Here is a 7,144-nt window from a genome sequence, read left to right on the forward strand (position 1 = left end):
CCTCCGCCGGGCGGCTGTTCCCGTGCGGCACCCGGCCGCAGGGCGCTCACCCGGCCGGTCCGCGGGCCATCCCACCCCACCCCGCCCCACGTCAGGAGTCCACCGTGCACGATCCCCAAGAACTGCTGAAGGACGGGCCGCAGGCCGTACGGCGGCTGGCCCGCCGCCGCCACGACCTCGACCCTGCCGCGCTGGCCGACGCCCTGCGCGAGCGCAACGGCGCGCAGGCGGAGGTGACCCGGCTGCGCACCGAGCTGAACCGCACGGCCAGGGCCCGCCGCTCCGGCCCGCCGACCGAGGAGGAGAAAGCGTCCGCCCGGGCGCTGCGGGCCGAGGTGCAGCGGGCCGAGGCCGCCGCCCGCACGGCCGCAGCACACCTGACCGAGCTGCTGCTCTCCGTCCCCAACATCCCCCTGGACGCGGTCCCGGACGGCGACTCGGAGAAGGAGGCCGTGGAGATACGCCGGGGCGGTCCCGCTCCTCGTCCGGCGGACGGCGCCCGCCACCACGCCGACATCGGGGAGTCCCTCGGCATCCTCGACGGCCCGGCCGCGGCCCGGCTGTCCGGTGCCCGCTTCGCCGTCGCCCGCGGGGCCGGGGCACGACTGGAGCGGGCCCTGCGCGACTTCCTCCTCGACCTGCACACCCGCGAGCACGGCTACACCGAGCAGTCGGTGCCGTTCCTGGTCGACCGCGACACCATGACCGGGACCGGGCAGCTGCCCAAGTTCGAGGACGACCTGTTCCGCACCCAGGTCGGTGAGCGGGAGCTGTTCCTGATCCCCACCGCCGAGGTCCCGCTGACCAACCTGGTGGCCGGCCGGCTCCTGGACTCCCGCTCGCTGCCCCTGGCCTTCACCGCCTGCACGCCGTGCTTCCGGGCGGAGGCCGGGGCGTACGGCCGGGACACCCGCGGCATCCTGCGGCTGCACCAGTTCGAGAAGGTGGAGCTGGTGCGCGTCTGCGCCCCCGAGGACGCCCCGGCGCAGCTCGAACTCATGGTGAACCACGCCGAGGAGTGCCTGAAGCGCCTGGAACTGGCGCACCGCGTGGTGCTGCTGCCGGCCGGCGACCTCGGGTTCTCCGCCCGGATGACCTACGACGTCGAGGTGTGGCTGCCGGGCAGCGGCTCCTACCGGGAGATCTCCTCGGTCTCCGACTGCGGCACCTTCCAGGCGCGTCGCGCGGACATCCGCGTCAAGCGGCCCGACGGGAGCAGGACGCCCGCGGTCACGCTGAACGGCTCGGCGCTGCCGATCGGCCGCACGGTCGCCGCGCTGCTGGAGCAGGGCGTGCGTGAGGACGGCTCGGTGGTGCTGCCCGAGGCCCTCGTCCCGTACACCGGCTTCCGCCGGATCCTGCCGGGCGGGGACACCGCGTAGGCGCCGGCGGGTGCCACCGCGAAGGGGCGGGAGCCGGGTCCGCGACCCGCTCCCGCCCCTTCGCCGCGCCCGGCCCGGGGCTCAGGCGCCCATCATGTGCACCCCTCCGTCGACGTGCACGATCTCCCCCGTGGTGCGCGGGAAGAAGTCCGACAGCAGGGCGACGACCCCGCGGGCCGCCGGGTCCGGGTCGGTGGGGTCCCAGCCCGCCGGGGCCCGGTGCTCCCAGACCCCGGCGAGGTCGGCGAACCCGGGGATGGACTTGGCCGCCATGGAGCGCAGCGGTCCCGCCGCGACGAGGTTGCAGCGGACGCCGCGACCGCCCAGGTCCCTCGCGAGGTAGCGGCTGGTCGACTCCAGGGCGGCCTTGGCGACGCCCATCCAGTCGTAGCGCGGCCAGGCGACCGCGGCGTCGAAGGTCAGCCCGACCACCGAGCCGCCGCGCCGCTCCATCAGCGGCAGGCAGGCCGTGGTCAGCGACTTCAGGGAGTACGCCGACACGTGCACGGCGGTCGACACGTCGTTCCAGTCGCCGTCCAGGAAGGAGAAGGCGCCCCGCGGCCCGTAGGCGATGGAGTGCACCAGTCCGTCCAGGGTGTCGGTGTGCTCGCGGATCCGGTCGCCGAGGCCGTCCAGTTGCCGCTGGTCGGTGACGTCGAGTTCGAGCACCGGGGCCGGCTTCGGCAGCCGTCCGGCGACGCGCTCGATCAGGGAGAGGCGCCCGAAGCCGGTGAGGACGACCTCGGCACCCTCCTCCTGGGCGATGCGGGCCGTGTGGAAGGCGATGGACGCGTCCGTGACGACGCCGGTCACCAGGATCCGCTTGCCGGCGAGGAGTCCGCTCATGTCCGGGTCACCGCCTCGGGCAGGGCCCGCACCAGCGGGGAGTCGTGGCCGAGGGCGCCGAGTGCGGCGGCGCCGCCGGGCGAGCCCACTTCGGCGAAGAAGTCGGCGTTGGAGGCGGTGTGGTCGCCCCACTCGGCGGGCACGTCGTCCTCGAAGCGGATCGCCTCGACGGGGCAGACGGGTTCGCAGGCGCCGCAGTCGACGCACTCGTCGGGGTGGATGTACAGGGCCCGGCGGCCCTCGTAGATGCAGTCCACGGGGCACTCGTCGACGCAGGAGCGGTCCTTGACGTCGACGCAGGGCAGCGCGATGACGTAGGCCATCGTCAGCTCCTCTTCGTCACAGGGGTGGTCGGGGGGCCGGGGACGCCGTCGACCGGAGCCCCGGTGGTGCGCTCGCCCAGCAGCAGGACGGTCGCCGCCAGGGCCGCCATCGCCGCGGCGATGACCCCGAACAGGGCACCGGGGCCGTGCGAGTCCAGGACCGGCAGCAGGACGAACGGCAGTGCGGCAGCGCTGAGTTTGGACAGCGAGTAGGCGGCGCCGGACGCGGTGGCGCGGATCGCGGTCGGATACTGCTCGGAGAGGTACACGTGCGAGACGCTGGAGAAGACGTTGCTGCACAGGGTGTAGACGAAGCCGAACGCCACGATGAGCGCGGGGGATCCGGCGTAGGCGAAGCCGAGACCGGCCACCATCATCGCCGCCGCGGAGGCCGCGACCAGCGTCCGGCGCTCGAACCGGTCGACGATCGGCAGGGCCAGCGCGGAACCGACCGGGTAGCCCAGGAAGGACAGCGCGGTGAAGCCGATGCCCGCGACGATGCCGTAGCCCTTGGCCGCGACGATCTGGGGGGCCAGCGTGCCGAAACCGTAGTAGCCGACCACGGACAGCACGCAGAAGATCCACAGCACCACCGTGCGGCGCCGCATGCCGCGCCCGAACACGTCGCGCACACGGTGGCGCACCGCGGCCGGTTCCACCGGTCCGGCGGTGTCCGCGGCCACCGGGCGAACCGTCGCGGGACGGTCCGGGTAGGCCTGCTTCTCCATCTCGGCCACCAGCAGCTCGGCCTCCTCGGCGCGGCCCTGGGCGGCCAGCCACCTCGGCGACTCGATCAGCCGGCGGCGCAGCACCCACACCACGGCGGAGCCCAGCGCCCCGATCACGAACAGCCAGCGCCAGCCGTCGATGCCCAGTGGGGACAGGGGCACCAGCCACAGCGCGGCGAAGCCGACGGCGGGCACCCCGCAGAAGGCGACGGTGTAGGCCCAGGCGATGTACCGGCCGCGCCGCTCGGCGGGCAGCACGTCGGCCAGGTAGCAGTCGGACAGCACCTGTTCGGCACCGATGCCGATGCCGGCCATGAAGCGGGTGACGATCAGCCAGGCGGCGTTCGGCGAGAAGGCACCCAGCAGGGAGAAGCCCGAGTAGATGGCGAGGTTGATCAGGAAGGCCCGGCGCCGGCCGAACCGGTCGGCGATCCGGCCGAGCACCAGCGAGCCGATGAACTGGCCGATGAACACCGAGGCCAGGACCAGTTTGAGCTCGGTCGCCCCGAAGGCGAAGTCGCTCTGGAGCACCTTGGCGATGGTGCCCGAGAGGTTGTTCTCGAACGTGTCGAAGAGCAGGCCGATGCCGATGACCATGGTGAGTCTTCGGTGCATCGGGGTGATCGGCATGCGGTCCAGGCGGACCCCGATCGCGGCGGGAGCGGTGACACCGCCCGTCACCGTGGTGGTCTGGGACATGGGGAGGCTCTCCTTGGACTCCTGGTTCTCAGGGACTCCGGTGAGGCAACCGCCCGGGCCTACGGCGGGCCCGGGCGTGCGGCCCGGGGGCCGGGGCTGTGGACGCGTGGGGTTACGGGGGCCGTGCGGGACCGGAGCGTGGGGGGTCCCGGACCGGCGGCGGCCGAGGGGCGCGGGGCGGGTCAGGCCGCCTGGGCTGCCCGGCGCCTGATCTCCTCCTCCACGGTCCCGGCCCGCACCGGCTCACTGACCTCGTGCAGGTAGGAGGCGACCTCCCGGTAGGACGCCCAGAAGCCGACCTCGTGGTACGGCACCCCGCGCTCGGCGCAGTAGGCGCGGGTCAGTTCCCGGGCGCGCGGCAGGTGCTTCTGCGGCATGGCCGGGAACAGATGGTGCTCGACCTGGTAGTTGAGGCCGCCGTAGAGGAAGTCGACCATCGGGTTCGGGCGGATGTTGCGGGAGGTGAGGACCTGGCGCTCCAGCCAGTCCAGGGTCTCCTCCTCGCCGTCGCGGACGTCCATGCCCTTGTGGTTCGGGGCGAAGATCATGCCGAAGTAGACGCCCAGGGCGGCGTGCTGCACGAGGATGAACGCGACGGCGAGGACCGGCGAGAGCACCGTGAAGACCAGGGCGCAGTAGACCGCGGCGCGCAGCACGATCAGGAACGACTCCAGCACGGGCCGCTTGGTCTTGCCCTGCGCGATGGACACCACGGCCGTCCGGAGCATCTTGAAGCCCTCCAGGACGAGCAGCACGAAGAACAGCACGCTCTGGTGGCGCACGACGAACTTCTGCGTGCCCCGCCGGCTGGGGTACTGCTTGACGTCGAAGATGACGGTGCGCCGACCGATGTCCGGGTCCTTGTCCAGGTGGTTGGGGTTGCTGTGGTGCCGGTTGTGGTGGTTGACCCACCAGCCGTAACTGACGCCGTTGACGAGGTTGGCGTGGATGTAGCCGACGGCGGAGGCGGCCTTCTTGCTGCGGAACATGGCCTTGTGTCCGGCGTCGTGCCACATGAACGCCGACTGGCCGCCGCACAGCCCCATCCACAGGGCCGTCAGCAGCTGCCACCAGGAGTCGCCCAGGGCGAAGAACGCGGCGAATCCGATCAGCAGCAGGGTCGTGTTGAGCGCGAGACGGCCCACGTAGTAGCGCGGGTCGAGGTCCAGGAGACCTTCCGCCTTGACGCGTTTGAGGAGCTCGGCGAACGTCGCCGAGGCGCCGGTGCGCGGGCCGGCCGCGGAGGCGGCTGCTGCCCCGGCTTCTTGTGTGTGCGGACGCTGCATGCGTTGCTCTCCTTGGGAGAAGTGCCCGGTTCGGGCGGCGGCGCCGCTGCCCCGCGGACCTGCGGGCGCCGCGAGTCGACAGTGCTCCCGCGGGCGGTCGGGAACGCGCGGGCGTGCCCGCCCGGCGGTCCGGGAACGCCGGAGCACAGTGCGGTACTCCGCCGGGGGACCACCGGACGAACACGTGTCCAGCGTGCTGCGCCGCGCTGATGTGCCACTGATGCCGGTCTGATCGGCGGCGGCCGTCAGGCGGCGGACTCGGCGCGCAGACGTTCGTCGAGCGCCAGGACGGCGGCGTCCGCGTCGCGCGCCACGTCCTCGTCGTCGGGCGCGCCGATGACGGCCATCAGCCGCTCGACCACGGTGTGCTGGAGGACTTCGGTGCTGGTGTCGGGTCCGTTGTCGCTCATCGCTGGTTCTCCTGTTCCGTAAGACGGGTGATGCGTGAGGGCGGTGCGGGGAGGGTGAGACGCGGCGCGCCGCGACGCCGCACCCCGCCGCGGGCACGGCCGGTCCGGAGTGCCCCGCTGCGGGCGCGGCCGGTCCGGAGTGCCCCGCTGCGGGCGTGGCAAGTGACGGATCGTCAGAACGCCTTGCAGGCACGGAAGACGTGGGCGAAGGACGCCAGCGAGGCCTGCGGGCCGTCGAAGGCGACGTACTCCGGGATGACCACGTCCGGAGCCCACTTCTGCTTGTACGACAGCTGGGTCTGCGCCGGGTACAGCGCGGCCCCCTCGGCCCACAGGGCGTGCATCAGCCACTGGAACGCCGGGCTGTGACCGTCGATCTCGTGGCCGGCGTCGAGGCCGGTGAACGGGGTGAAGCCGAAGTGCAGCCACTCGACGCCCTCCGAACGGAACACCTCGATGGCGGTCGCGTTGATGGCCTCCATCAGTCCCGGGGAGCCATCCGGGACGCGCCGGCCCAGGTCGTGCATCCAGCCGGCCCGGCCGCCGTACACCGGCGAGTAGGAGATGTACGCCACGGGGCTGCCGTCGATGGTGCCGGTGAACAGCCGGCGGTGTGCCTGGGCCGGTCCGCCGATCTGGCCGACCAGGAACTCCAGTTGCCGGGCGCCGCCCTTGGAGCCGAGCCAGGCCCGGTCGATGGCGGCGATCGCGTCCTGCCAGTCGCCGGCGGGGACCTCCTGGACGACCAGGCCGTTGCGGCGGGCCCGGGAGATCTTGTTGCGCAGCTGCATGAAGCGGGTGCCGCGCAGTGTGAAGTCGGGCAGGCCGACGGCCCAGGAGGCGCCGACCTGGTTGACGGTGAAGCCGCGGCGGGCGTAGTGCTCGGCGTCGGCACGCTGGAGCTGGATGCCGACCAGGGTGCGGCCCTCGTCGCGGACGTGCCGACGGAAGGCCTCCAGGAGAGCGTCGTAGTCGTCGGGGGCGGCGAAGGGCCCTCCGAACTGGACGGCGAACCGGCCCGTGCGGCGGTACACGACGACGCCGTCGGCACCGGGCAGTGTGAAGACGTCATTTCCGCTGTTGAGGGCCAGGAACGCGCTGGGATTCTCGCTTGACGTATGGGTGCGTATCGCCTCGAGAACCGGGTTCTCCATGGCGGTCACGGTCATTGTTTTCCCCTTTCGGGAGCGTTTTCCGTCGTCCCGAGTAGAGCATCGAGGGCAGGTGCGGGAAAAGACCGGACGGGAATTCCCAGATCGAGTCAGAGAAACGTCAGCGCTTTGTCAGACCTCCCTGCCAATGTTGTTCTCGTGAACGGCACGGGAGACCGGAAGCCGGGAACGAGGAGAGGTGCCCGGAGCGGCTCATCGGGGACCAGGGAGCAATCTCACGGTCGGGCCCACAAAGCCCACGCAGGTTCGAATCCTGCCCTCTCCGCGAAAAACGGCCACGCACCAACGGCCACACCAG

General features: G+C 72.2%; 7 protein-coding genes and 1 pseudogene. 2 read left to right on the plus strand and 6 right to left on the minus strand.

What is annotated here, in order from left to right; all coding sequences use genetic code 11:
- The first annotated feature begins 104 nt into the window (after nt 1-104).
- Nucleotides 105-1,382: a serine--tRNA ligase gene (gene serS, locus AB0937_RS24180; RefSeq protein WP_366714272.1), complete on the plus strand. Its 1,278-nt coding sequence runs from the start codon at nt 105-107 to the stop codon at nt 1,380-1,382.
- A gap of 81 nt (nt 1,383-1,463) precedes the next feature.
- Here the strand turns inward: serS and fabI are convergent, their stop codons facing one another.
- From fabI to AB0937_RS24210, 6 genes are all read right to left on the minus strand, one after another.
- The gene (gene fabI / locus AB0937_RS24185; RefSeq protein WP_030234948.1) at nt 1,464-2,228 is read right to left on the minus strand and encodes an enoyl-ACP reductase FabI; all 765 of its coding nucleotides are present in this window, start codon (nt 2,226-2,228) and stop codon (nt 1,464-1,466) included.
- A complete protein-coding gene (fdxA, locus tag AB0937_RS24190; RefSeq protein ID WP_366714273.1) occupies nt 2,225-2,551 on the minus strand; it encodes a ferredoxin in 327 nt (108 codons plus the stop codon). The genes fabI and fdxA overlap by 4 nt, the downstream gene beginning before the upstream one ends.
- Nucleotides 2,552-2,553: 2 nt before the next feature.
- Nucleotides 2,554-3,978 carry an MFS transporter gene (locus AB0937_RS24195; protein WP_366714274.1) on the minus strand — a complete coding sequence of 475 codons (1,425 nt, stop codon included), beginning with the start codon at nt 3,976-3,978 and terminating at the stop codon, nt 2,554-2,556.
- Nucleotides 3,979-4,160: 182 nt separating this feature from the next.
- Entirely contained in the window at nt 4,161-5,264 is a 1,104-nt protein-coding gene (locus AB0937_RS24200) for an acyl-CoA desaturase (protein ID WP_366714275.1), read from the minus strand.
- A gap of 245 nt (nt 5,265-5,509) precedes the next feature.
- The gene (locus AB0937_RS24205) at nt 5,510-5,674 is read right to left on the minus strand and encodes a hypothetical protein (RefSeq protein ID WP_167537461.1); all 165 of its coding nucleotides are present in this window, start codon (nt 5,672-5,674) and stop codon (nt 5,510-5,512) included.
- A 173-nt stretch (nt 5,675-5,847) separates the two neighbouring features.
- The gene (locus AB0937_RS24210) at nt 5,848-6,843 is read right to left on the minus strand and encodes a DUF2156 domain-containing protein (protein WP_366714276.1); all 996 of its coding nucleotides are present in this window, start codon (nt 6,841-6,843) and stop codon (nt 5,848-5,850) included.
- Between the two features lie 175 nt (nt 6,844-7,018).
- On the opposite strand from AB0937_RS24210, the pseudogene AB0937_RS24215 reads away from it, so the two are divergent.
- Nucleotides 7,019-7,111: pseudogene (locus tag AB0937_RS24215) on the plus strand.
- The last annotated feature ends 33 nt before the right edge of the window (nt 7,112-7,144 follow it).

The sequence above is a fragment of the Streptomyces sp. NPDC047880 genome (assembly GCF_040706515.1).
Taxonomy (GTDB): domain Bacteria; phylum Actinomycetota; class Actinomycetes; order Streptomycetales; family Streptomycetaceae; genus Streptomyces.

What these genes read in the sequence shown, in the direction of transcription:
- AB0937_RS24195 (WP_366714274.1), bottom strand. Translation starts at nt 3,978, where the DNA reads ATGTCCCAGACCACCACGGTGACGGGCGGTGTCACCGCTCCCGCCGCG.
- AB0937_RS24200 (WP_366714275.1), bottom strand. Translation starts at nt 5,264, where the DNA reads ATGCAGCGTCCGCACACACAAGAAGCCGGGGCAGCAGCCGCCTCCGCG.
- AB0937_RS24205 (WP_167537461.1), bottom strand. Translation starts at nt 5,674, where the DNA reads ATGAGCGACAACGGACCCGACACCAGCACCGAAGTCCTCCAGCACACC.
- fabI (WP_030234948.1), bottom strand. Translation starts at nt 2,228, where the DNA reads ATGAGCGGACTCCTCGCCGGCAAGCGGATCCTGGTGACCGGCGTCGTC.
- fdxA (WP_366714273.1), bottom strand. Translation starts at nt 2,551, where the DNA reads ATGGCCTACGTCATCGCGCTGCCCTGCGTCGACGTCAAGGACCGCTCC.
- AB0937_RS24210 (WP_366714276.1), bottom strand. Translation starts at nt 6,843, where the DNA reads ATGACCGTGACCGCCATGGAGAACCCGGTTCTCGAGGCGATACGCACC.